Genomic DNA, 24,328 nt, shown 5'->3' on the forward strand with positions numbered 1-24,328 from the left:
CCGTGACTCCAAGCGATGCGAGCCGCCCGCTTGTGCGCGGCGGCGCCTGTCCGTCAGCATGCGCGCATGCAAGCCATCGACGGATTCCTGCCCGCGAAAGTAGCAGAGCCCCCACGCGCTGACGAGATACACGTCTGGCGTCTGCACCGGCCCAAGGGCGCGGGGCGTGGGCCCCTGCTGGCGTTGCTCGCGACCTATCTCGGCATCGCGCCGGAAGCGGTGCGACTGGTATCGGGCGAACATGGCCGCCCTGCGCTGGATGCAATCCACGGCAATGCGCTGGACTTCAACTGGTCGCACAGCGGCGAACAGGCGCTCGTTGCCGTGACGCGTGACATCACACCCGGCATCGACCTGGAGCTGCAGCGCACGCGCGCCAGCGCGCTCGAGATCGCACAGCGTTTTTTCACCGCAGAAGAGGCCGCCTGGCTGGGTACGCTGGACGAGGACACACGCCACGCTGCCTTCCTCGAACTGTGGACGGCGCGCGAAGCAGTGCTGAAGGCACTGGGCCGCGGTCTCGCGTTCGGGTTGGATCGTTTGTCGATCCACAGCGACACGAGCGGACTCGCATTGCGACGGCTCGACGGCGACGATCCTGCCGCGTGGCAGCTGCGGCGACTGGACGTGGGCGCGGATGCCTTCGCCGCGCTGGCCTGGCGCGGTACGCCGCGGCACATCCGCCTGTTCACGCTTGCCGACGCGGCCTGATCGGCGCAGTGTTGCGTTCCCTCCCGTTTTCCCCCGTGACGATCCGCCCGCCATGACATTGCTCAGCGTCAACCTCAACAAGATCGCCGTGTTGCGCAATTCGCGCGGCGGCGACGAACCCGACATCTGCCGCGCGGCGCAGACCTGCATCGAGAATGGCTGCGGCGGCATCACCGTGCATCCGCGGCCGGACCTGCGCCACGTGCGCCCCGACGACGTGCGCGCGCTGGCCGCGATGCTGCGCGGACGCGTGGAATACAACATCGAAGGCAATCCGTTCGCCGCACCACGCGGCGCCTACCCCGGCCTGATCGCGCTGGCGCGCGAGGTGCGTCCCACCCAGGTGACCCTGGTACCCGACAGCGACGGTCAGATCACCTCCGACCACGGCTTCGACCTGTCGCGCGATTTGGATCGACTGCGCCCACTGGTGGACGAGCTCAACGCGATCGGCTGCCGAGTCAGCCTGTTCGTGGACGCGGGCAGCCAGGATTTCGCGGCGGCGAAGGCGATCGGCGTGCGGCGCATCGAGATCTACACCGGTCCCTATGCCGAAGCCTTCGACGAGGGAGAGCCCGACGCGGTGCTGGCGAGTTGCGCCGCCACCGCGCGGCGGGCGCAACAAGCGGGGCTGGCAGTGAATGCAGGGCATGACCTCAGCCAGGCGAACCTGGGCACGTTCAAGGCTGCGATCCCGGGACTGGCCGAGGTGTCGATCGGCCATGCACTGATCGGCGAGGCGCTGTACGAGGGCCTGGCCACCACGGTGCGCAACTATCTGCAGATCCTGCGGTAGGAGCGCACCCTGTGCGCGAATAGTTTTTCGCGAGACGCCGACAAAGAGCCATCGCGCACAGGGTGCGCTCCTACCGGTGCCGTGGTGGGCGTCGAATGGACATGGACATCAGACGCCGAGCGCCACAAACGCCAACCCCCACACGAGGCGGGGGTTGGCGCGGGTAACGCTTTTACTCGACTACTGCGGGCTTACTGCCCGTTGTCCGCGAATCCGATCTTGGTCAGGTTGTACTGCTTTGCGTCCGCCAGCACGGTAGCGACGTACTGGTAGGCGGTGGCATCGGCAGCCTTGATCTGGATTTCCGGCTGGTTGGTCTGCTGGGCGATCACCGCGAGCTGCGCCTTGAGGCCCAGTTCGTCCACCGGCGTGTCGTTCCAGTAGAACGCACCACTCTGGTCGATCTTGAGGTTGACCGGTTCCGGCGGATTGGTCGGCGGAGTCTGGTTCGGATTCGGCTGCGGCAGATCGATCTTGATCTTCAACAGCGGAATCGGCGCCGTCACCATGAAGATGATCAGCAGCACCAGCATCACGTCGATCAGCGGCGTGATGTTGATGTCCGCCATCGGGCCGCCCGTGGTCTTGGTGGAAAAGGCCATGGTTAGTTACTCCTTCGCCGGCGCGGTGGTCATGAAGCCGACGTGCACCATGCCTTGGCCCTTCGCATCGCTGATGACCTTGAACACGTCCTTCCACTGGATCGCCTTGTCGGCACGGATCTGCAGCTCCGGCTGCGGCGCCTTCTGCGCCGCCACCGCCAGCTGGGACTTCAGTTCCGCCTCACTGACCTGGTGATCCTGGAAGTACATCGTGCCGTCTTCCTTGATCGCCAGATCCAACGGTGGGGTCTCCGGCGGCTTCTCGTCGCTCTTGGGGGCGGCGACCGGCACCGTGATCGTGACCGGATGGGACATCAGCGGCGCCGTGATCATGAAGATGATCAGCAGCACCAGCATCACGTCAGCCAGCGGCGTGACGTTGATTTCCGAAACCGGACCGCCGGTATTGCCTCCGACGCTCATTGCCATGGATCAGGCCCTCACTCGACGCGCGAGCCAGTCGCGAAGAAGTCGTGCAGGTCATGCGCGAATTCGTCGAAACGGGCGAAGATGACGCGGTTCGAACGGTTGAAGAAGTTGAACGCGAGCAGCGCGGGGATAGCGGTGAACAGACCGATCGCGGTCATGATCAGCGCCTCGCCCACCGGGCCGGCCACGGCGGTCATCGAAGCGTTGCCGCTGGCGGCAATGCCGATCAGCGCGTGGTAGATGCCCCACACGGTACCGAGCAGACCGACGAACGGAGCCGACGAACCCACCGTGGCGAGCAGGGTCTGACCACCCTCGAGGCGCAGGCTCTCACGGGCCACGGCCTGGCGCAGCGCGCGGTCGACGAACTCGGAACGGCTCAGCGACTCGGCCAGGCCACCCTTGTTGGCCTGCTGGTGATGGGCGACCGCCGAGGCGGCGTCCAGCGCGATCTTCGAGAACGGTTCGCCCTTGGGCTGGGTTTCCAGCTCGCGGATCGCGTCCTGGGTGGACGGGTTGTTCCAGAAGCCGTTGATGACGCCATCGGCGCGCCCCTTCACCATGCCGTTGCGGATGGTGTTGGCGATGATGAAGTACCAGGACAGGAAGGACATCACCACCAGGGTGACGAAAACAATCCAGCCCAGTGCGTCAAAGCCTTGGGCGAGGTTGGCGAAGCCCATCTGCTTCATGGCTTCGGCGTTGGAGTTGCCCGCCACCTGGGCGGCGGCATCGGTCGGTGCAGGAGTCTGTAGGAACATAACGCTACCCTTGGGAAGTCAAGCGTGAACTGTAGTGACTGTAACGAGGATTACAGGTTGTTGAGGTTGAAGGTGACCGGAACGCGTGCGTAGCCTTCCACCTTCTTGCCGTTCTTGACCTCGGGATTGAAGCGCCACTTGCCGGCCGCTTCGATCGCCGCGCGATCAAGTTCGTGGTATCCGCTGGACTTGTCGACCTTGATGTCCTTCGGCGTACCGTCGACACCCACCAGGATCAGCAGGATCACCGTGCCCTCATGGCGCTGGCGAATGGCCTGTGGCGGATAACGCGGCTGCATCCGACTGTTGTAGCTCAGATCCTGGCCAGCACTGATGTCGGCCGGGGGGGCCGGCGGTGCCGGGGGAGCCGGCGGCGCGGCAGGGGTCGCGTTCTGCGACACCTCCTGCACCGGCGGCGGCGGGGCCGGCGGCGGCGGAGTCGGCGGCGGCACCACCTGCTTGATGATCTTCGGCGGCGGCTGCTTGGGCGGTTCCGGCGGCGGCGGCGGCGGCGGCGGCGGCGGCGGCGGCGGCTCGATGAAGTTCACCTGCACGATCTGTTCTTTCTTCTCGTGCTTCTGGCCGGGCGGCGCCATGGGCGCGAGCAGGATCAGAAACGCGAAGGCATGCAGGCCGATGGCGAATGCCAGAGCCCAGGTGCGCTTCCAACTGAACGTGTCGCGCTCAGTGTCGTGGATACTTGAGGCCATCTGTCACTATCTGGAGCTGGGAACGGAGAAAGCGTCACCACCGGGTCGGCATGTTCCGTCTGGCATATGGACGGGACGCGCCGTTGGAGTTACGCAGGGAAGGTTTCAACGGTACAACAGCGTCTAGCTTTTGTATAGCGCTCGCGTGGCAGACAGATGGACGTCCATCTGACACGCGTTCCTTGCCTGGCAATCACTTGCCCACGCCGGCCTTGCGCAGCCAGTCCTTGGCCTTGGCCGCCGTATCCGGATCCTTGGTTGCTTCCATCATGGCGGTGATCGCGCCGGGCTTGTCCTTCAGCTCGCGATCCGTCTCGGCAAGCACCATGTAGGCCTGTCCCTTGTGCTGGACGCCCTTGCCGATGCCCTGCGTGAGGTACTTGCGCGCCTGGGCGTATTTCTGATCCTGGAAATAGACCTTGCCCAGCGCCACGTCGACCTCGCCGTCGCTGGCCACCGCCGAACCCTTCTGGTAGTAGCCGATCGCCTTGGCGTCGTTATCGCCGATCACGGCGGCGTCGCCGGCAAGCTTGTAGTTGGCGGCGGTGGGCTTGATTGCGCCCTTGGCCATGCCGTCGTCGAAGGCCTGCAGCGCCTTGGTGCTGCCGGACTTGGCATCGCCGCCGTTCTGCGCCTGCAGCAGGTAGGCCTTGACCAGGTTGACCCAGTCGCCCTCGTCCTTCAGCGCACCATTGGCGCGGCCCTGCTCCAGCACCTTGATCGCGCCGGCGTAGTCCTGCTGCTGCAGCAGGATCGCACTGGCGTTGTGCAGCGTGCCGCTGTCGGTGGGGTTCTTCTCGTATTCGTCGGTGGCCATCTTCGCCGCATCGCCACCCTTGCCGGATTCGGCATAGCTGGCCATCAGGATCTGGTTCCAGGAATCCTGCGGCTTGTCGGTGAGCGACTTGGCCTTCTGGATCGCGGCGATCGCCTCCGGATACTTCTCGAGGCGGTAGTAGTCCATACCCTCCAGCCCGTAGGAATCGGCCGTTTCCTTCTTGCCCTCGGCGCGCCACTTGGCGACGGTATCGAGCGAAGCCTGGTACTGCTGGTCGGCGGCATAGAGCTGGGCCAGTTCGAACATCAGCTGGAAGTAGGTGTCGTTCGGCATCACGCCGTCGTCGATCGAACGCTTCAGCAGCGGGATCGCACCCTTCACGTCACCTGAGTTGTAGGTGACATTGGCCAGACCCTGCAACGCGATCGCCTGCGCGTACTTGCTCTTGCTGCTGTCGACGATGGGCTGCAGGATCTGCTCGGCCTTGGCCTTGTCACCGCTGTTCACCGCGTCGAGGCCCTCGTTGAGCGCCTTCTGCTCCTTCTCGCTGGTCAGGTCGAGCTTGGGTGCGACACGCGTGGTGTTCGGGTACTGCACGGCCTGCTTGTCTTTCGATGCACTGTTGTCCGCATGAACGGGCGTGGCGGCGAAGGTGAACGCCAGCGCGGCGCCGGCCAGCATCGTGAACAGGGGCGTGTGCTTCATGACCATCCTCGTTTCCGGGTTTTTACGCATTGCTTCGTTGCGCAGGGGATCGTTGAGACTACCCTGAGCAATGTGTGAATGACAAGTCGCAATGCGGCAAGAAAGCACTTGTGAGATCAATGGGTTGCGTTAAACCGGCCCATACGCGGTCGAATTGCTTGTAGTTTCGGGCCGCTCGTCACGGCAAATCGCGCCATCACCCCACCAGGCAAAGCCGCTGCCTCGTAGCATGCATTAACGAGTTAATACATTGATGCTCGCTGGAACAGCGAACCGCGCGGCGGGCCGAAACCCTGCCGCGCATGGGTTCAGATGTCGAGGTTGGCCACCTTCAGCGCGTTCGCCTCGATGAAGTCGCGCCGCGGTTCCACCGCCTCGCCCATCAGCATCGAGAACATCTGGTCGGCCGCGAAGGCGTCCTCGATGCCAACCTGCAGCATGCGACGGGTCTCCGGATTCACCGTGGTCTCCCACAGCTGCTCCGGATTCATTTCGCCGAGGCCCTTGAAGCGCTGGATGGTGCGGCCCTTCTTGGCCTCGTCCAGCAGCCAGCCACGCACCTCGGCAAAGCTGGTGACACCGCGCGAGGCATTGCCGCGGCGAACCACCGCCTCGGCCTGGATCAGTCCGGCCAGCTGCTGGCTCACGTGCAGGATGGGCCGGAACTCGGCGCCGGCGAAGAACGGCTGTGGCAGCAGCAGGGTGTGGCTGAGACCGTGCTGGTCGCGCACCACCTCGATCGCCGCCGGCTGCTCGCCCTGCGCAGGGCGCAGCGACAAGCGATAACGCGGCTTGCCCAGCCCGCTGGCGGCGAGGCGCTGGGCAATGCCGTCCAGCCACGCCTGCATGGCGGCCGGGTCGGCCCACAGCTCCGGCGTGACCGGCGCGTGTTCCAGCAGTGCCGACAGCACGCTGGTGTCGAAACGGTGGCCGAGACGCTCGATCTGGTCCAGCGCGCTCTGGTAGTCGCGCAACAGCTTCTCCAGCACCGCACCGGTGATCGCGGGCGCGGCCGGATCGGCCACCAGCTCGGCGTTGTCCACCGCGCTGGAGATCAGGTAGGCGTTGAGCGCTGCGTCGTCCTTGAGGTACAGCTCCTGCTTGCCCTGCTTGAGCTTGTACAGCGGCGGCAGGCCGATGTAGACGTGGCCGCGCTCGATCAGTTCAGGCATCTGGCGGTAGAAGAAGGTCAGCAGCAGGGTGCGGATGTGCGAGCCGTCCACGTCCGCGTCGGTCATGATGATGATGTGGTGGTAGCGCAGCTTGTCCGGGTTGTAGTCCTCCTTGCCAATGCCGGTGCCGAGCGCGGTGATCAGCGTGCCGACTTCGGCGGAGGACAGCATCTTGTCGAAGCGGGCCTTCTCCACGTTGAGGATCTTGCCCTTCAGCGGCAGCACCGCCTGGGTCTTGCGGTTGCGGCCCTGCTTGGCCGAGCCGCCGGCGGAGTCGCCCTCGACCAGGAACAGTTCGCACAAGGCGGGATCCTTCTCCTGGCAGTCGGCCAGCTTGCCGGGCAGGCCGGCGATGTCCAGCGCGCCCTTGCGGCGGGTCATCTCGCGCGCCTTGCGCGCGGCCTCGCGGGCACGTGCGGCGTCGACCACCTTGGAGGCGATCGCCTTGGCCTCGTTCGGATGCTCCAGCAGGAACTCGCCCAGCTTCTCGTTGACGGCCTGCTCCACCGCGGTCTTCACCTCGGAGGAAACCAGCTTGTCCTTGGTCTGCGAGGAGAACTTCGGGTCGGGCACCTTCACCGACAGCACCGCGATCAGGCCTTCGCGCATGTCGTCGCCGGACAGCGCGACCTTGGCGTTCTTGGCCAGCCCTTCCTTCTCGATGTAGCCCTGCAGCGAGCGCGTCAGCGCCGCGCGGAAGCCGGTGAGATGGGTGCCGCCGTCGCGCTGCGGGATGTTGTTGGTGAAGCAGAACATCGTCTCGTTGTACGAGTCGGTCCACTGCATCGCCAGTTCGATGCTGATGCCGTCCTGCATCGCGCTGAGGCTGATCACGTTCGGATGCAGCGCAGTCTTCAGCTGGGCCAGATGCTGCACGAAGGAACGGATGCCGCCCTCGTAGGCGAAGGTGTCCGAGCGCCCTTCCCCGCGTTCGTCGCGCAATTCAATGGTGACGCCGGAATTGAGGAAGGCCAGTTCACGCAGGCGCTTGGCCAGGATGTCGTAATGGAACTCGATGTGCGTGAAGGTCTGCGGGCTGGGCAGGAAACGTACCAAGGTGCCGCGCCGGTCCGACGGGCCTACGACCTTCAATGCGTACAGCGGCTCGCCCAGCGAATATTCCTGCTGGTGTTCCTGACCGTCGCGATAAATCGTCAGCCACAGGTGCTCGCTGAGTGCGTTCACCACCGACACGCCCACGCCGTGCAAGCCACCGGAGACCTTGTAGGAGTTCGCGTCGAACTTGCCGCCCGCGTGCAGCACGGTCATCACCACCTCGGCGGTGGAACGGCCCTCTTCTGGATGGATGTCCACCGGGATGCCGCGGCCGTTGTCGCTGACGCTGACCGAGCCATCCTCGAGGATGGTCACGATCACATGGTCGCAATAGCCCGCCAACGCCTCGTCGATCGCGTTGTCGACCACCTCGAACACCATGTGATGCAGGCCGGTGCCGTCATCGGTGTCGCCGATGTACATGCCGGGACGCTTGCGGACCGCTTCCAGGCCTTTCAGCACCTTGATGTTGCTGGAGTCGTAATGCGATTCGTTGATGGGTTCGTTCATGCGAATCCGGTTCCTGATGGTGCGGCAGACACGGCATGCAAGCCGTTGAGCTGCGGTGCAATCCTCAATTATAGCAGGGGCGTCAAATGCCCCTGTTCCACGTGGAACAGGCAATGGGTCAGCCCGCGCAACGGCTCAGGCAAGCCGGTGCCGGTCACCAAGACCTGTGCCCCGCTTTCGACGAGTTGGGCGATGACCGCTGCCTGGTGAGCCTCGTCCAGTTCGGAAGCCAGATCATCCAGACAGATAATGGGCCAGTCCTTGTGCTGATCGGCGTACAAGCGTGCCTGCGCCAGCATGCAGCCCAAGGCGACGAGTTTCTCCTGCCCGCGGGAGAGGTGCTCGCGCTGCGGTGCATGCTCAAAGGACATCGACCAGTCGGCACGATGTGCCCCGAGACTGGTGTGCCCACGGGCAAGATCGCGCCCTCGTTGTATTTCCAGTTGCTCGTGCAGATCCCGTTCGTCGACCCATCCCCGGCGGTAGCGCAGCTCCGGTGCGCCCAGCTCGGGCAGCAAGGCGGCGATACAAGCGTGCAGGACGGGCCGCAGGCATTCGAGGTACCCGCGCCGTTGGCTATCGATCCAGTCCGCAAGTCCCGCCAGCTCGGTCTCCCAAGGTCCGTACAGCGGCGATCCCGGTTCCATACCCGCACGCAGCAGGCTGTTGCGCTGCTTCAAGGCACGCTGGTAGCGGCGCCAGTTGTCCAGGAAAGTGTGTTCCACGTGGAACACACCCCAATCGAGGAAACGACGGCGTTCCTCGGCGGCGCCGGCAATCAGCGCATGCGAACCTGGCTCGAAGCAGGTCACCGCGCATTCGGCGATCAACTCACCCAAGCTGGTGTCCTCGCCTTCGAGCCGGGCCTCCCAGCGCGAGGCTTCACGGCCCAAGCCCATGCGCAGCAGGCGATCATCGGCCTTGCGCAATTCCGCGAAAACGGAGAGCCGCGGCGCACCGCGCGCCAGCAAGGCTTCGCGCGCCGCACTGCGGAACGAACGCGCATGCGACAACAGGAACACGGCTTCCAGCACGCTGGTCTTGCCCGCACCGTTCGCGCCCACGAAAACGTTGATACCGGGTGCAAGCGCCAGATCCACCTCGTGCAAGCAGCGCAGCGCCTGGATGCGCAGACGATCCAGCCTCATGCCTGACCCTTTCCCATGCAAGAACGCCGGAGCGTCTGGTGACGACTCCGGCGTTGCCGTTGCTGGGTGACGCGCCGCTTGCTGACGGGCATGTGTCAGAGGCGCAAGGGCATGATCACGTGACGGGCCTGCTCGCTATCGTGTTCCTGCACAAGGCAGCTGGACTGCGCGTCGCGCAGGCTCAACCGGGCCTGTTCCCCGCGCAGCGCGGAGAGCGCATCCAGCAGATAGCCCACGTTGAAACCCACGGCGAGGTCGGAGACATGAGTATCGGCCTCGACTTCTTCCACGGCCTCTTCCTGCTCGGGGTTGTGCGCCACGATGCGCAGCTTGCCAGGCGACAATTCCAGTTTCACGCCGCGATACTTCTCGTTGGAGAGAATCGCGGCGCGCTGCAGTGCACCGCGCAGCACTTCCCGATCCAGCGTGGCGGTCTTGTCCGCACCCAGCGGAATCACCGCTTCATAGTCGGGGAAACGGCCGTCGATCAGCTTGGAGGTAAAGGTGACGCCACCGCGGCGCACGCGTAGGTGGTTGCGCCCGAATTCCAGCTCCACCTCGCCTTCACCCGGCTCCAGCAGGCCGATCAGCTCGTTGACGCCCTTGCGCGGAATGATGATCTGCCGACGCGTCTTCACCGAAGTCGCCAGGCTGGTTTCCTTCATGGCGAGGCGGTGGCCGTCGGTGGCTACGCAGCGCAGGCTGTGTTCCTGCAGATCCAGCAGCATGCCGTTCAAGTAGTAGCGCACGTCCTGGTTCGCCATCGCGAATGCCGTGCGCTCCATCAGGTCGCGCAAGGCCTCTTCCGGCAGGTTGACCTTCTCCACCAGTTCGATCGATTCGATGGTGGGGAATTCGCTGGCTGGAAGGGTCGTCAACGTGAAGCGGCTGCGCCCAGCATTGAGGGCTGCGCGGTCACCATTGAGCTTGAGCTCGATATTGGCTCCGTCCGGCAGTGCTCGCACGATGTCGAAGAACTTGCGCGCCGGAATGGTGACTTCGCCATCGGCCAGCTTGTCGGCAACCGTGGTGGCGATCATCTCCACTTCCAGATCGGTACCGGTCAGCGACAGCTGCCCGTCGGCGACCTTCACCAGCAGATTGGCGAGCACCGGCAAGGTCTGGCGGCGCTCCACCACACCGACCACCTGCTGCAATGGCTTGAGCAGGGCTTCTCGTTGGATGCTGAATTGCATGTCTGCGCTTCCCCTATGCCTGCTGTACTGTCTTTAAAAGAAGTTGGTGGTTGCTGTAGACGGCGTGGATAACTTTTTTTAGCCGTTTACTCTTTTCGAATCAATAATTTGCGCGAATTTCCGGGTGTGCGGAAAGTGGTGCCTTGGAGGTGGGCGGTTTGTGGATAACTTGCCTGCCGCTTTCATCCACGCATTATCCACAGCTTCCCGACCAGCTTATCAAGAACTTGTGCTCGTACTGGACGAAAAACTCAACCAGTGAGGGTGCGAATCAGCTGTTCCCAGTCCTGGCGCATGCGCGTGTCGGCTTCGCACAGCTTCTTGATCGTGCGGCAGGCATGCAGCACCGTGGTGTGGTCGCGGCCGCCGAAGGCCTCGCCGATCTCGGGCAGGCTGTGGTCGGTGAGCTCCTTGGACAGCGCCATCGCGATCTGCCGCGGCCGCGCCAGCGAGCGCACGCGTCGCTTGGAGAGCAGGTCCTGCAGGCGCACGTTGAAGTATTCGGCGGTGATCTTCTGGATGTTCGGCACCGTCACGGCCTGGGCGTGGGTGGCCAGCAGGTCGCGCAGGGTTTCCTCGGCGAAATCGGTGGTGATCGGCTTGCCGTAGAAGTTCGCGCGTGCCGCCAGCGTGTTCAACGCGCCCTCGAGGTCGCGCACGTTGGAGCGGATGCGCTTGGCCAGCAGCATCGCCACGTGCTCGTCCACCGCCACGCCCTTGTCCTGTGCCTTGGAGAGCAGGATCGCCGCGCGCGTCTCGAAATCCGGCGGTTCGATCGCCACGCTGAGGCCCCAGCCGAGCCGCGACTTCAGCCGCGGCTCCAGCTTGTCCACTTCCTTGGGATAGCGGTCGCAGGTGAGGATGATCTGCTGCTTGGACTCGAACAGCGCGTTGAAGGTGTGGAAGAACTCCTCCTGCGTGGTGTCCTTGCCCGCGAAGAACTGGATGTCGTCGATCAGCAGGGCGTCCACCGAACGGAAGCGCTGCTTGAACTGGTCCATGCTCTTGGTGCGCAGCGCCTCGATCATCGAGCCCACGAACTGTTCCGAACGCAGGTACAACACCTTGCAGGCCGAGTTGTTCTGCCGCATCAGGTTGCCGGCCGCGTGCATCAGGTGGGTCTTGCCCAGGCCCGTGCCGCCGTACAGCAGGAGCGGGTTGTAGGCGCGGCCAGGGTTCTGCGCCACCTGCATCGCGGCGGCCTTGCCCAGCTGGTTGGACTTGCCTTCGACGAAGGTTTCAAAGGTGTAGTGCGGGTCGAGGTTGTGGCTGAAAGCCGGTGCCGGCGCCGCGGCCGGTTCGGTCACCGCGCCGGCGCGAGGCGTGGCCGCAGGTTTGGCGGCTGCGCGCGGGGCACTGGAGCCCACCTCCAGTCGAACCGGCAGCTCGCGGCCAGCCAGCTGGCTCAGCAGCAAGGTGATCTTCGGCAGGTAACGCTCGCGCACCGTGTCCAGCGTGTACGGGTTGGGGGCGAACAGGGCCAGCCCGGTCCCGTCCTCGCGGGCCTGCAGCGGCATCAGCCAGGTATGCAGATCCTCGGCGCTCAATTCGCCTTCCAGACGCTCCAGGCAGCGCCGCCACAACTCACTCATGAATGTTTCTCGTCCACAGGCAGGGGCGCTTGCGCGCGGGGTGGACGGACTAGTCTAGCAGCACGCTCCGGCATCACTATCCCCGATCCGTCCACACGGATATCCACAAGCGGGGTGGCGGCCTTCCGGCCGGCATGTGGCGCCGATTTGACAGTGCGCCGCTCTGGCCCGCATAATTTCCAACCTTTTTATCCACATTCCCTTCGGAGCAAGCCATGAAGCGGACCTTCCAGCCCAGCAAGCTCAAGCGTGCGCGTACCCACGGGTTCCGTGCCCGCATGGCCACCGCCGACGGTCGCAAAGTCCTCAACGCCCGTCGTGCCAAGGGCCGCAAGCGCCTGATCCCGTAAGCGGCGCGCCCGTCATGAACCCTGCCGGCCTGCCGCGCGAGTTGCGGCTGCGTCTGGCCGGTGACTTCGCAGCGTTGCGAACGAGCAGCGGCCGCTTCGGTGGCCGCTGTTTTCATTTGCGCTACCGACCCAACGGACTGGGGCATGCGCGGCTGGGCCTGGCGATCTCCAAGCGGGTGTCCAAGCGCGCGGTGGAACGCAATCGCCTGAAGCGCCTGCTGCGCGAATCCTTCCGCCAGGTCCGCGACCAGCTGCCGCCGGTGGACGTGGTGGTGATGGCGCGCGAGCAGGCCGCCGGCCTGCCCGGCCCGGAGCTGCTGATCGAGGCTGCTGCGCTGTGGCGGCGCCTCGCGGCGATCCAGGCCGCGAGCCCGCACCATTGATGCCGATGGATGCCGCCGCCACAATCGCGCGTTGACCTTCCCTTTTCCCCAGTGGCCGCGTGCCGCGTGGCGTCGTCCGGATCCGTGACCCGATGAACCAAACACGCAACTTCCTCCTGTTCGCCCTGCTTGCCGTGGCCTATCTGCTGTTCATGGCCTGGGAGAAGGACTACATGACGCCGCCGGCGCCCGTCGCCAGCAGCGCCGCGAACGCGGCCAGCGCGCCCGGCGTGCCGAACGCCCAGCCGGGCAGCAGTGCATCCGGCACGCCGGCGATCAGCAGCGCCGCCGCTGCGAACGCACCCTCGCCGCTGGTCACGGTCACCACCGATGTGCTGCGCCTCACCATCGACACCCGTGGCGGCAGCCTCGTGCAGTCCCAGCTGCTGGATTACCCGGTGGCGCCGCGCACGCACAAGGATCCGGATCCCGCGCCGGTCACGCTGTTCGACAACACGGACACGCACTATTTCGTGGCACAGAACGGCCTGGTCAGCAGCAGCGATCCGGCCGCGGCGGACCAGCCCAACCATCTGGCGGTGTTCCAGGCCGCGCAGACCGCCTACACGCTGGCTCCCGGCCAGAACGAGCTCGACGTGCCGCTGACCTGGCAGGACGCCAAGGGCCTCAAGGTCACCAAGACCTACCGTTTCACCCGTGGCAGCTACGTGATCGCGCTGGACCAGAAGATCGACAACGGTAGCAGCGTGGCGTGGCAGGGCAACGCCTACACCCAGCTGCTGAGCACCGAGCCGCCGCATACCGGCAACTGGCTGCAGAACCTCTCCAATCCCGAAATACGCAGCTTCCATGGTGCGGCGTGGTACACCGGCGAGAAGTTCGAGAAGCTGGCGCCCAAGGATTTCAAGGAGCCCAAGGACGCGCTGAACGCCGACTTCAAGGGCGGCTGGGCGGCCTGGCTGCGCCTGTACTTCTTCGCCGCGTGGATTCCGCCGGCCGGCGAAACCGCGCATTACGCCACCGATACAGTGAATCCGGACAGCGCACATCCGCGTTATCTCATCCGCGCAGTCGGTCCCACGCTCAGCGTGGCGCCGGGTCAGAGCGTGGATGCCATGGCACGCCTGTATGTCGGTCCCAACCGGCAGGGCCATCTGGACGCGGTGGCGCCCGGGCTGGACCTCACTATCGACTACGGCATGTTCAAGGCGATCGCCGTGCCGATGCATGGCCTGCTGTCGTTCTTCGAGGCCATCGTGAAGAACTGGGGCCTCGCGATCATCCTGCTGGTGCTGTTGATCAAGGGCGCCACCTGGAAGCTCACCGCGATGCAGTACCGCTCCAGCGCCAGGATGCGCAAGCTGATGCCGCGCGTGCAGGCGCTCAAGGAGCGCTACGGCGACGACAAGGCCAAGCTGCAGCAGGCGCAGATGGAGCTGTACAAGAAGGAGAAGGTCAACCCGATGGCCGGCTGCTTCCCGGTACTGATCACCTTGCCGGTGTTCTACGGCCTGTTCTATGTGCTGGAGTACAGCCTGGAATTGCGCCATGCAGCGTTCCTGTGGATTCCCGACCTCAGCGCGCCCGATCCCTACTACATCCTGCCGGTGATCTACGCGGCGGTGATGCTGGGCACGCAGTGGCTGAACCCGGCTGCGGCGGGCATGGATCCCGCCCAGGCGAAGATGATGAAGGTCATGCCGCTGCTGTTCACGGTGATGTTCGCGTTCTTCCCAGCTGGCCTGTGCCTCTACTACGCGGTGAATGGCCTGGTGGGCCTGGGCCAGCAGTGGTGGATCACCCACCACATGGATCGCGAGGACGCGGCGGCGAAGGTGGCCTGATGCATGGTCTTTGCGATCGTTCCTGATCGCGAAGATCAAACGGGCAGCCATCTCTGGCCGCACTTTTCACTGACGGCCGCGCCGGGCAACCGCCGCGGTCGTCTTCGTTTGTAAACTCCGGCCTTGGACTGCCCTTCGACTCCGCCGCTGCGCGGCTACGCTCAGGGAGAACGCTGCGGGGGCATTTGACCCGTTCGTCCTGAGCGTAGCCGCGCAGCGGCGGAGTCGAAGGACAATGCGTGCGACAAAACCTTGGTCCAGACCAGAGCGCGACTTGTGAAACCCCGTCATGACCGTCCAGCCTGACGACACCATCGCCGCCATCGCCAGCGCCCCCGGTGCCGCCGGTGTGGGCGTGTTGCGCGTGTCAGGGCCGCGGGTGCCGGCGATCGCGCAAGCCTTGCTCGGTCGCGCGCCGCAACCGCGCCACGCACACTTCGCCAGCTTTCGCCATGCGCAAGGCGAAACGATCGACCACGGCCTGCTGCTGCACTTCCCCGCCCCCGCCTCCTACACCGGCGAGCACGTGCTGGAACTGCAGGGCCACGGCAGCCAGGTGCTGCTCGATGCGCTGCTGCGCCGCGTCTGCGAACTCGGCGCGCGGCTGGCGCGTCCCGGTGAATTCACCGAGCGCGCCTTCCTCAACGGCAAGCTCGACCTCGCCCAGGCCGAAGCCGTGGCCGACCTGATCGCGGCACGTTCGCAGGCCGGTGCACGCGCCGCGCTGCGTTCGATGGAGGGCGTGTTCTCGCGCAAGGTCGAAGCCTTGCTGCAAGCGCTGATCGCGTTGCGCGTGCACGTCGAAGCCGCGATCGACTTCCCCGAGGAAGAAATCGACTTCCTCGCCGATCCCGCCATCGCGCAGCAACTCGACGCGCTGCGTACGCAACTCGACGAACTGCTGCGCGAAGCGCAACGCGGCCTGCGCCTCAACGATGGCTTGCGCGTGGCCATCGTCGGCCGCCCCAACGCGGGCAAGTCCAGCCTGCTCAACGCGCTGGCCGGCGGCGAGCGCGCCATCGTCACCGCCATCGCCGGCACCACCCGCGACGTGCTGCGCGAAAGCGTGGCGCTCGATGGCGTGGCGCTGGAACTCGCCGATACCGCCGGCCTGCGCGACACCGACGACGAAGTCGAACGCGAAGGCGTGCGCCGCGCGCACGGCGAACTCACGCGCGCCGACGCCGCGCTGCTGGTCACCGATGCCGAGCACGCCGAAGCCGACCTCGCCCTGTTCGCGCACCTGCCCGCCGGCGCCGAACGCGTGGTGCTGGTCAACAAGATCGACCTTGCCCACGCCGCGCCACACGCGGAAACCCGCGACGGCATCCGCTGGCTGTGGGCCTCCGCGAAAACCGGCGAAGGCCTGGCCGCGCTGCGCGAGCACCTCAAGCAACTCGCCGGCAGCGGCAGCGGCGAAGGCGCCTTCAGCGCCCGCCGCCGCCACGTGCTCGCACTGGAAGCGGTGCGCGAACACCTCGCCCACACCACCCACGCCCTCGCCACTACCCGCGCCGGCGAACTCGCCGCCGAAGAACTGCGCCAGGCCCAGCACGCGCTGGGCGAAATCACCGGCGACTACACCAGCGACGACTTGCTCGGCGCGATCTTCGGCTCGTTCTGCATCGGCAAATAGCCGCAGGTGTGTCCCGGTATTCCGTTATGCTTTCGGCCTGATGCAGGGTTGGAGCATGGGGGCTTCGGTGGCTTACAACGAGGAAGAAACCCGCTTCCACCTCATCGATCCGGTGCTGCGTCGCAAGGGCTATGACGACCCGCAGCGCATCAAGCTGGAAACACCCGCGCCAGCGGAACCCACCGGGCCGAAAGGTCGCCGCCGCAAGGGTGCGGCGGCGCACCGATTACTTGCTGTGCGTGCAGCTGTTGCGCCCGGCCAGGATGATCGATGCGCCGGCCAGCAGGTAGGCCGCGATTTCCAGCGGGCTCATGCGCGGGATCGATCCGTGAGGAAGGCATCCAGTTCGGCTTGCTGCGGCATGCCGCCCTGCGCACCCAGCTTGGTCACCGACAGCGCCGCGGCGGCGCAGGCCTTGCGCACCGCCTGTGGCAGGCCTTCGTGCAGGAACACGGCGAGCGCGCCGTTGAAGGTGTCGCCGGCGCCGGTGGTGTCGATGGCTGCGACGGCGAAGCCGGGTTGATGCGCGGGTGCGGGGTGGGTGTCATCGCAGTACCACGCGCCTTCGCCGCCACGGGTGAGCACCACGGGGCAGTGTGCGCGGCGCATCAGTTCGCGGAAGTCCGTCACGGCGTCGGCACTCAGCGCGGTGGCGAGTTCGTGCTGGTTCGGGGTGAGGTGGCTCGCGAGGCTGAGCCACTCGGCGGGCAGCTTTTGCGCGGGCGCGGGGTTGAGGATCACCGGCACGCTTTCACGCCGGCCGAGCCGCAGCGCGGCTTCCACCGTGTCCAGCGGTATCTCCAGCTGCACCAGCACGGCGTCGGCATGGCGGATGGCGTCGCGTGCGGCCTCGACCTGGGTCGGGGTAACGCGCGCGTTGGCGGCGGGCACCACGATGATCTGGTTCTCGCCTTCGGCCACGGTGATCGAGGCACTGCCGCTGCCCTCGTCCTCGAGGCGGGCGACATGGGCGAGGTCGATACCCTCTTTCGCCAGCCCCTGGTACAGCTGGTCGCCGAACGCATCGCGGCCCAGTGCGCCGACCATGCTCACGCTGGCGCCCAAGCGCGCCGCGGCCACCGCCTGGTTCGCGCCCTTGCCGCCGTGTGCGGTGAGGAAACGGCTGCCTAGCAGGGTTTCGCCCGGGCCGGGAAAGCGCGGCGCGAGCGTGACCAGGTCCATGTTGATGCTGCCGACGACGACGATGCGGGTCATGCGTTCCTCTTGCCGCGAAGGCTATTGCGGAAGGGCAAGAGTAAACGTCGGGTGGGCCGGTGTGGGAGTCCGCGTGATTTTGCCGTGGCAGTGCGCTGCTGCAATGAAATACTTTCGCGGGGCTGGCCCCTCACCTCGCTCCTTCCCCGGAGAAGGAGAAAAGCGCGGTGTCAGTCAATCGTCGAAGTTGCTGCGCAGCAGCTCTTCCACGTCCTTGCCGCGGCCGGCCAGTACCGCCTTGGCCGAGTACAACGCGGTGTGCAGCACCTGGCCGGGCTCGATCTTCGGCGGCATCACCAGCTCGTAGCGGTTGACCTTGACGTCGAGCAGCGCGGGGCCGGGCTGGGCCAGCAGGTCGCGCACGGCGGCCTCCAGTTCGCCGGCCTGCTCCACGCGGCGGGCGTGGAAACCGATCGCTTCGGCTACCTTCGCGAAGTCGGGGTTCTGCAGGTCGGTGTAGCTGTCGAGCAGGCCGTCGACCTTCTGCTCCATCTCGACGAAGCCCAGCGAGCCGTTGTCGTACACCACCACCTTGATCGGCAGCTTCTCCTGGATCGCGGTGAGCAGGTCGCCGAGCAGCATGGCCAGGCCGCCGTCGCCGCACAGCGCGACCACCTGCCGGCCGGGGAAGGCCTTCTGGATACCCAGCGCGGAGGGCATCGCGTTGGCCATCGTGCCGTGCACCAGGCTGGTCAGGGTGCGCCGCTTGCCGTTGCTGTGGATGTGCCGCAGCAGCCAGACCATCGGGCTGCCGCCGTCGGCGGTGAAGGCGGCGTCCTCGGCGGCGTGCGCGTCGATCAGGTGGGTGAGGTACTGCGGGTGGATCAGGCCGTCCCTGCCGGGACGCTCCTGCGCGGCTAGTTGCTGCAGGGTCTTTTCGCGGCGTTCGCGGCAGTTGCGCAGGAAGGCGTTGTCTTCGCGCGGCTCCAGCCGTGGCAGCAGCGCCGCCAGCGTGGCCTTGATGTCGCCTGCCACGCCGAGGTCGACCGGATGGCGGCGGCCGAGGTGGGTGGCGTCGCTGTCCACCTGGATCAGCGTGGCCTCGTCCGGATAGAACTGGCTCCATGCGAAGTCGGCGCCGAGCAGCAGCAGCGTGTCGCAGGCGTCGATGGCGTGGAAGCCGGAGTCCACGCCGAGGATGCCGGTCATGCCCATGTCGTACGGGTTGCCGGGTTCGATGAAGTCCTTGGCGCGCGAGGTGTGCGCCACCGGCGCCTTCAGCTTGTCGGCCAGCGCCACCACCTCGGGTCCCGCGTCTTCGCAGCCGGAGCCGCAATACAGCACGATGCGCTTGCTGGCATTGAGCCGCGCGGCGATGGCGTCCAGTTCCGCATCGGAGGGGCGCAGCAGCGGCTGCGGATGGTGCGGGCGGAACGGCAGGCCCTCGTCCACCTCCATGGCCGCCATGTCACCGGGCACGATCACCACCGCGGCGCCGCGCTTGTTCAACGCCGTCTGCGCCGCCAGCGCCACCACCCGGCGTGTCTGTGCGGGCGTGTGGATGGGCTGGCAGAAGTGGCTGCAGGTGGAGTAGATGGTCTTGAGGTCCACCTCCTGCGGGAAATCCATGCCCAGCTGGGTGGTGGCGACCTGGGTGGCGATCAGCACCACCGGCGCCCGGTTGCGGTGCGCCTCGAACAGGCCGTTGATGAAGTGCAGGCTGCCCGGCCCGCAGGCACCGGCGCAGGCGGCCAGTTCGCCGCTGAGCAGGGCGTCGGCGCCCGCGGCCATCGCGCCGGCTTCCTCGTGGCGCATGTGGATCCATTCGATGCGGCTGCGGCGGATCGCGTCGGTGATGTGGTTGAGCGTATCGCCGACGATGCCGTAGCAGCGCTTCACGCCGGCATCCTGCAGGGTCTCGACGATGATGTCCGCGACTTTCTTGCGAGCCATGGAAGCGCTCCGTTGAGGGAAACGAGCTACCGATTCAACGGCATCGCGCGGAAATTCCGGGTGAAAGCACAAAAGGAAACGCCCGCCAAAGGGCGGGCGTCACGGACATCGCGGCGCGGGACAGCTCAGTGCATGTGGCCGATGCCGGCGTCGCCTGGCTCTAGCGCCGGCGCGGGACCGGCCACGACGAGCAGGGCCTGGGCGTAGCCGTCGCCGATGCTCAGCGTGGAGACTTCATCCCAGGCGAAGAAGGAGGCCTGGCGCATCCACTCCGCGTCGGGGCTGAGTTCCTGCAGGTAGAAGCCGTCGTCGTCGACGCGGACGAGGTGGCCGATGTAGCAGACCTCCTCTTCTTCCTCGGTGTCCACGTGCACGCCGATCACCGCCGACATCGCGCCGGCGGCCTGCACGGCGTCGCGGATCGAATCCAGCGGGAAACCGCGCGGCAGGTGTGGGGTGATGCCCTTGAGCGCCAGCGCCTTGGCCATGAAGACGTGGTGGCGCTCCGGCGACTCCAGCTCGGTGATGTCGCGGTGCCGCATCACGTAGATGCCGTCCTCGGTGATGCCGTCGCCGAGCACCCACAGCAGGACGAACTCGCGGCCCACGCCGCCCACGTAACCGCAGAAGCTGCCGTGTTCCAGCTCGCCGCGCCAGAGGCGCACCATCGTCTGCTGCTGCTGGGCGTCGCGCAGCTGGGCGCGCAGGCCATTGGTTTTGAACTCGAGAATCTTTGCCATAGCGGGCCTATTTTAACAGAGAGCCCTCCCCCAGCTTGTTCAGAGGATGTTTCTGGATAATTTCGTCGAACACGCACTCAAAATGCGCCAAAAACATTGATTGGCGCATATTGGGGATGATCCGACAGATTGCTGCGATATCCTGCTCGCCACGTCTGTCTCACAGGATGTAGCGGCTGAGATCCTCGTTGCCGATCAGGTTGCCGAGGCTCTTGTCTACCTGTTCGGCGTCGATCAGGTATTTTTCACCGGATTTGTCTGCAGCTTCATACGAAATCCGCTCCAGCAGCCGCTCCATCACCGTGTGCAGGCGGCGGGCGCCGATGTTCTCGGTGCGCTCATTCACCTGGTAGGCCACCTCGGCCAAGCGGTCGATGCCGGAGTCGGTGAACTCCAGGCCCACGCCCTCGGTGCCGAGCAGGGCCACGTACTGCTTGGTCAGCGCGTTGTGCGGCTCGCGCAGGATGCGCTTGAAGTCGCCCACTGACAGGGCGCTGAGCTCCACGCGGATCGGCAGGCGGCCCTGCAGCTCGGGGATCAGATCCGACGGTTTGGCCAGCGAGAACGCGCCCGAAGCGATGAACAGCATGTGGTCGGTCTTCAGCGGGCCGTACTTGGTGGACACAGTGGAGCCTTCCACCAGCGGCAGCAGGTCGCGTTGCACGCCCTCGCGACTGACGCCGGCGCCGCCCCATTCGGAACGCTGCGCGATCTTGTCGATCTCGTCGAGGAAGACGATGCCGTTCTGCTCGGCGGCTTCCACCGCTTCGGCGCGGATCTCCTCGTCGTTGAGCAGCTTGGCGGCTTCCTCCTCGACCAGCAGCGGCCGCGCCAGCTTGATCGCCAGCTTGCGGTGCTGGGTCTTGGCGCCGCCCAGGTTCTGGAACATCTGGCGCAGCTGCGCGCCCATCTCCTCCATGCCGGGCGGGGACATGATCTCCACGCCGACGTTCATGGCGAAGTCCAGCTCGATCTCGCGTTCGTCGAGGGTGCCCTCGCGCAGCTGCTTGCGCAGCTTCTGGCGGGTGTCGCTGTCGATCGTCGGCGTGGCGGCCTGGTCGTGGCTCCAGTCGCTGGGCGTCTGCCGGCGCGGCAGCAGGGCGTCGAGGATGCGGTCCTCGGCGCGGTCCTCGGCCTGGGTGCGCACGCGCTTCATCGCCTGCTCGCGGGTGAGCTTGTAAGCCACGTCGGCGAGGTCGCGGATGATCGATTCCACGTCCTTGCCCACGTAGCCCACCTCGGTGAACTTGGTGGCTTCCACCTTCACGAACGGCGCGTTCGCCAGCGAGGCGAGGCGGCGCGCGATTTCGGTCTTGCCCACGCCGGTGGGGCCGATCATCAGGATGTTCTTGGGGGTGATCTCGTTGCGCATCGCCGGTTCCAGCTGCATGCGCCGCCAGCGGCTGCGCAGCGCCACCGCCACGGCGCGCTTGGCGTCGTGCTGGCCGATGATGTAGCGGTCGAGTTCGTTGACGATTTCGCGGGGAGTGAGTTCGCTCATGGCTTCGCCGGGATGCGGGGGAAGGTTGGAAACGTGGGGTGCGACTGCAAGTGAGGAGTGCGGCATCGATGGCTGCCCGCTTGATTCTGCGACCACCATCATCCTTGGCGGTTGCCCTTCGGGCCATCGCTGGCGCGATGTCAAAAATCGCGCCCGGCGATTTTTCGCGGTCAGGGACGATCGCAAGGACTGCGCATCACGAAGCGCGGGCCCCGAATTCCAGTTCCTCGATCGTGGTGTTGTGGTTGGTGTAGATGCAGATGTCGCCGGCGATCTTCAGCGCCTTCTCCACGATGGAGCGCGCGTCGAGCTCGCTGTTTTCCATCAGCGCCAGCGCGGCGGACTGCGCGTAGGGGCCGCCGGAACCGATCGCGATCAGGCCGTGTTCGGGTTCCAGCACGTCGCCGTTGCCGGAGATCAGCAGGGAAGCCTCCTTGTCGGCCACCGCCAGCATCGCCTCGAGACGACCCAGGCGACGGTCGGTGCGCCATTCCTTGGCCATCTCCACCGCGGCGCGGGTGAGATTGTTGCCGTGCTTGTCCAGCTTCTGCTCGAACAGTTCGAACAGGGTGAAGGCATCGGCGGTGGCGCCGGCGAAACCGGCCAGCACCTCGGCGTTCTTGCCCAGCCGGCGGATCTTGCGCGCATTCGCCTTCATCACGGTGTTGCCGAAGGTGACCTGGCCGTCGCCGCCGATCACGACCTTGCCGTTGCGGCGCACGCTGACGATGGTGGTGGCGTGAAAGGATTCCATAAAAGCTCCAGGGTTGAGCGAACCAGATGGGGTCGGTTCGCCGGAGCTTCAACACGGGGCGAAACTGCTTGGCACCTTCGCCTCCTCTCCCCTTTGGGGAGAGGATTGAGGTGAGGGGCCAATCTTGCGGGAAACTTCATCGAAGCGCGCTTTCCAATGCGATTTTCTCGCAAGCACCCGCCCCTCATCCCAACCTTCCTCGCTCCTCAAAGCCGACGCCATCCATGGCGTCTCCCCGCGTGCTCCCCGGAGGGGAGAAGGGGCAAACGCAACAAGCGCGTTTACTTTTTCCGAGCCCGCGGATGCGCCGCGTCGTACACCTTCGCCAGGTGCTGGAAATCCAGATGCGTGTAGATCTGCGTGGTGGCGATGTCGGCGTGGCCCAGCAGTTCCTGCACCGCGCGCAGGTCGCCGGAGGATTCCAGCATGTGGCTGGCGAAGGTGTGGCGCAGCAGGTGCGGGTGCACGTGCTTGGCGAAGCCGTGCGCGAGCGCGAGCTTCTGCAGCCGGGCCTGCACGGTGCGCGGGCTGATCGCCGCGCCGCCGCGGCCACGGAACACCGGCGCTTCCGGCGCCCTGCCCTCGGCCTCGCCCAGCGCGCGCAGCGCGGCCACGGCGTGGCGGCCCACCGGCACGATGCGCGTCTTGCGGCCCTTGCCCAGCACGCGCACTTCGCCGCCATCGAGGTCGAGATCGCTCCAGCGCAGGCCGACCAGTTCGGACAGGCGCAGGCCGGAGGAATAGAACAGTTCCAGCATGGCGCGGTCGCGCACGCCCAGTGCGCCGTCGCCGCCGGCTTGCACCAGGCTGGCGGCTTCGTCCACGTCCAGCACCACGGGCAGCTTGCGCTGTACCTTGGGGCCGCGCACGCCGGCCAGCGGATCGTGCGCCAGCGCGCCTTCGCGACTGAGCTGGCGGAACAGGCTGCGGCAGGAGGACAGCAGGCGCTGCAGGCTCTTCGGCGCCAGTCCCGCGCGGTGCTGCGCGGCGACGAACTGGCGCATGCGGTTCGTTTCCAGCGCGGCGAAGCCGGCGATGCCCTGCGTTTCCATCCAGCCCAGCAGCTTGGCGAGGTCGCGGCGGTAGCCGTCCACGGTATGCGGCGAGGCTTGCCGTTCGCCGGCGAGGCGGGCCAGCCAGGTTTCGACCTGTTGCACCGGCGTCGTCATGCGGAACTCAGGACAGATCGTGCGCCCGTGCCAGCGCGGCGGTGACGGTGGCGGCGATCATCTTCAGGAACAGCGTGCCCATGCCGGGCTGGAAACGATCCGGGTCCTGGCTGCCGATCGCGAGGATGCCTGCCTCGCCCAGCGGTATCAGCGCCGCCGAGCGGATGGCGGATGCCTCGTCGCCGAACAGCTGCGCCAGCTTGTCGGGCGACAACCGGCCGGAGACGGGTTCCTGCCGCTGCAGCAGCTCGGCCAGCTCGGGCAGATCCGCGCCGCCGCCGCCCACCTGGCGCAGCCAGTCGGAGCGCGGCAGGTCCGCGTTGTTGCCGAACAGCAGCAGGCGCACCTGTTCGGTGTGGAAATCTTCGCTGAGGCGGGCCATCACGGTGCGCGTGGTCACCTCCAGTGTGTTCGCGCGCAGCAGCGCCACGGTGAGCGCGTGTACGCGCTCCATCAACTGCTCGTTGTCGGCGGCGATCGCCGTGAGTTCGGCGAGGCGCCGCTCCAGTTCCGCGTTCTTCTCGCGCAGCTGCTGCAGCTGGTAGGCGGCCAGCGAGGCCACCGAGCCCTGCTCGCGCGGCATGGTGAGCTGGGCGGCCAGCTCGGGATAGTCGCTGAGGAAGGTGGGGTGCTGCTTCAGGTAGGCTGCGACGGCACCGGCCTCGGTGGCGTCATCGGGCAGGGGGGCGTTCATGGCGTTTTCCTCGGGCCGGTGC

General features: G+C 66.2%; 22 protein-coding genes. 6 read left to right on the plus strand and 16 right to left on the minus strand.

Translation table 11 applies throughout. The features are described 5' to 3' along the window. Positions 1-66: 66 nt before the first annotated feature. Entirely contained in the window at positions 67-711 is a 645-nt protein-coding gene (locus ABQJ54_RS07690) for a 4'-phosphopantetheinyl transferase family protein (protein ID WP_367853712.1), read from the plus strand. Between the two features lie 52 nt (positions 712-763). After that, positions 764-1,507, plus strand: coding sequence for a pyridoxine 5'-phosphate synthase (locus ABQJ54_RS07695; protein ID WP_367853713.1), 744 nt, complete (start codon positions 764-766; stop codon positions 1,505-1,507). 191 nt (positions 1,508-1,698) lie between these two features. Here the strand turns inward: ABQJ54_RS07695 and ABQJ54_RS07700 are convergent, their stop codons facing one another. The 9 genes from ABQJ54_RS07700 to dnaA all read right to left on the minus strand — a co-directional run bounded on the left by ABQJ54_RS07700 (position 1,699) and on the right by dnaA (position 12,166). After that, entirely contained in the window at positions 1,699-2,109 is a 411-nt protein-coding gene (locus ABQJ54_RS07700) for an ExbD/TolR family protein (RefSeq protein WP_367853714.1), read from the minus strand. Positions 2,110-2,115: 6 nt separating this feature from the next. Further along, entirely contained in the window at positions 2,116-2,538 is a 423-nt protein-coding gene (locus ABQJ54_RS07705; protein ID WP_367853715.1) for an ExbD/TolR family protein, read from the minus strand. Positions 2,539-2,549: 11 nt separating this feature from the next. After that, on the minus strand, positions 2,550-3,299 hold the full coding sequence (locus tag ABQJ54_RS07710; RefSeq protein WP_367853716.1) for a MotA/TolQ/ExbB proton channel family protein: 750 nt from the start codon (positions 3,297-3,299) through the stop codon (positions 2,550-2,552). A gap of 50 nt (positions 3,300-3,349) precedes the next feature. Continuing rightward, on the minus strand, positions 3,350-4,009 hold the full coding sequence (locus ABQJ54_RS07715; RefSeq protein WP_367853717.1) for an energy transducer TonB: 660 nt from the start codon (positions 4,007-4,009) through the stop codon (positions 3,350-3,352). Positions 4,010-4,202: 193 nt separating this feature from the next. Further along, a complete protein-coding gene (locus tag ABQJ54_RS07720; RefSeq protein ID WP_367853718.1) occupies positions 4,203-5,492 on the minus strand; it encodes a tetratricopeptide repeat protein in 1,290 nt (429 codons plus the stop codon). 308 nt (positions 5,493-5,800) lie between these two features. Beyond that, positions 5,801-8,230 carry a DNA topoisomerase (ATP-hydrolyzing) subunit B gene (gene gyrB / locus ABQJ54_RS07725; protein ID WP_367853719.1) on the minus strand — a complete coding sequence of 810 codons (2,430 nt, stop codon included), beginning with the start codon at positions 8,228-8,230 and terminating at the stop codon, positions 5,801-5,803. A 68-nt stretch (positions 8,231-8,298) separates the two neighbouring features. Then, entirely contained in the window at positions 8,299-9,378 is a 1,080-nt protein-coding gene (gene recF, locus ABQJ54_RS07730) for a DNA replication/repair protein RecF (protein WP_367853720.1), read from the minus strand. A gap of 95 nt (positions 9,379-9,473) precedes the next feature. Continuing rightward, positions 9,474-10,574 (minus strand): DNA polymerase III subunit beta, encoded by a 1,101-nt coding sequence (gene dnaN / locus ABQJ54_RS07735; protein WP_367853721.1) that lies wholly within the window; start codon positions 10,572-10,574, stop codon positions 9,474-9,476. 251 nt (positions 10,575-10,825) lie between these two features. Next, positions 10,826-12,166 carry a chromosomal replication initiator protein DnaA gene (gene dnaA, locus ABQJ54_RS07740; protein WP_367853722.1) on the minus strand — a complete coding sequence of 447 codons (1,341 nt, stop codon included), beginning with the start codon at positions 12,164-12,166 and terminating at the stop codon, positions 10,826-10,828. 215 nt (positions 12,167-12,381) lie between these two features. On the opposite strand from dnaA, the gene rpmH reads away from it, so the two are divergent. The 4 genes from rpmH (at position 12,382) to mnmE (ending at position 16,340) form a co-directional block, all read left to right on the plus strand. Next, entirely contained in the window at positions 12,382-12,516 is a 135-nt protein-coding gene (gene rpmH, locus ABQJ54_RS07745; protein WP_007510029.1) for a 50S ribosomal protein L34, read from the plus strand. Positions 12,517-12,530: 14 nt separating this feature from the next. Further along, positions 12,531-12,899 (plus strand): ribonuclease P protein component, encoded by a 369-nt coding sequence (rnpA, locus tag ABQJ54_RS07750; RefSeq protein WP_367853723.1) that lies wholly within the window; start codon positions 12,531-12,533, stop codon positions 12,897-12,899. Positions 12,900-12,991: 92 nt separating this feature from the next. Then, positions 12,992-14,704 (plus strand): membrane protein insertase YidC, encoded by a 1,713-nt coding sequence (yidC, locus tag ABQJ54_RS07755; RefSeq protein WP_367853724.1) that lies wholly within the window; start codon positions 12,992-12,994, stop codon positions 14,702-14,704. A gap of 289 nt (positions 14,705-14,993) precedes the next feature. Continuing rightward, positions 14,994-16,340, plus strand: coding sequence for a tRNA uridine-5-carboxymethylaminomethyl(34) synthesis GTPase MnmE (gene mnmE / locus ABQJ54_RS07760; protein WP_367853725.1), 1,347 nt, complete (start codon positions 14,994-14,996; stop codon positions 16,338-16,340). A 309-nt stretch (positions 16,341-16,649) separates the two neighbouring features. Here the strand turns inward: mnmE and rbsK are convergent, their stop codons facing one another. The 7 genes from rbsK to ABQJ54_RS07795 all read right to left on the minus strand — a co-directional run bounded on the left by rbsK (position 16,650) and on the right by ABQJ54_RS07795 (position 24,306). Further along, on the minus strand, positions 16,650-17,555 hold the full coding sequence (gene rbsK / locus ABQJ54_RS07765) for a ribokinase (RefSeq protein WP_367853726.1): 906 nt from the start codon (positions 17,553-17,555) through the stop codon (positions 16,650-16,652). Between the two features lie 174 nt (positions 17,556-17,729). Then, on the minus strand, positions 17,730-19,448 hold the full coding sequence (locus ABQJ54_RS07770) for a thiamine pyrophosphate-dependent enzyme (RefSeq protein WP_367853727.1): 1,719 nt from the start codon (positions 19,446-19,448) through the stop codon (positions 17,730-17,732). A 125-nt stretch (positions 19,449-19,573) separates the two neighbouring features. Then, entirely contained in the window at positions 19,574-20,188 is a 615-nt protein-coding gene (locus ABQJ54_RS07775) for a hypothetical protein (RefSeq protein ID WP_367853728.1), read from the minus strand. A gap of 160 nt (positions 20,189-20,348) precedes the next feature. After that, on the minus strand, positions 20,349-21,689 hold the full coding sequence (hslU, locus tag ABQJ54_RS07780; RefSeq protein WP_367853729.1) for an ATP-dependent protease ATPase subunit HslU: 1,341 nt from the start codon (positions 21,687-21,689) through the stop codon (positions 20,349-20,351). A gap of 196 nt (positions 21,690-21,885) precedes the next feature. Continuing rightward, positions 21,886-22,443 carry an ATP-dependent protease subunit HslV gene (hslV, locus tag ABQJ54_RS07785; protein ID WP_367853730.1) on the minus strand — a complete coding sequence of 186 codons (558 nt, stop codon included), beginning with the start codon at positions 22,441-22,443 and terminating at the stop codon, positions 21,886-21,888. Positions 22,444-22,724: 281 nt separating this feature from the next. Further along, positions 22,725-23,612, minus strand: coding sequence for a tyrosine recombinase XerC (gene xerC, locus ABQJ54_RS07790; RefSeq protein ID WP_367853731.1), 888 nt, complete (start codon positions 23,610-23,612; stop codon positions 22,725-22,727). A 7-nt stretch (positions 23,613-23,619) separates the two neighbouring features. Continuing rightward, positions 23,620-24,306: a DUF484 family protein gene (locus ABQJ54_RS07795; RefSeq protein WP_367853732.1), complete on the minus strand. Its 687-nt coding sequence runs from the start codon at positions 24,304-24,306 to the stop codon at positions 23,620-23,622. Positions 24,307-24,328 lie beyond the last annotated feature (22 nt).

The organism is Rhodanobacter lycopersici (assembly GCF_040812335.1).
Taxonomy (GTDB): Bacteria; Pseudomonadota; Gammaproteobacteria; order Xanthomonadales; family Rhodanobacteraceae; genus Rhodanobacter_A; species Rhodanobacter_A lycopersici.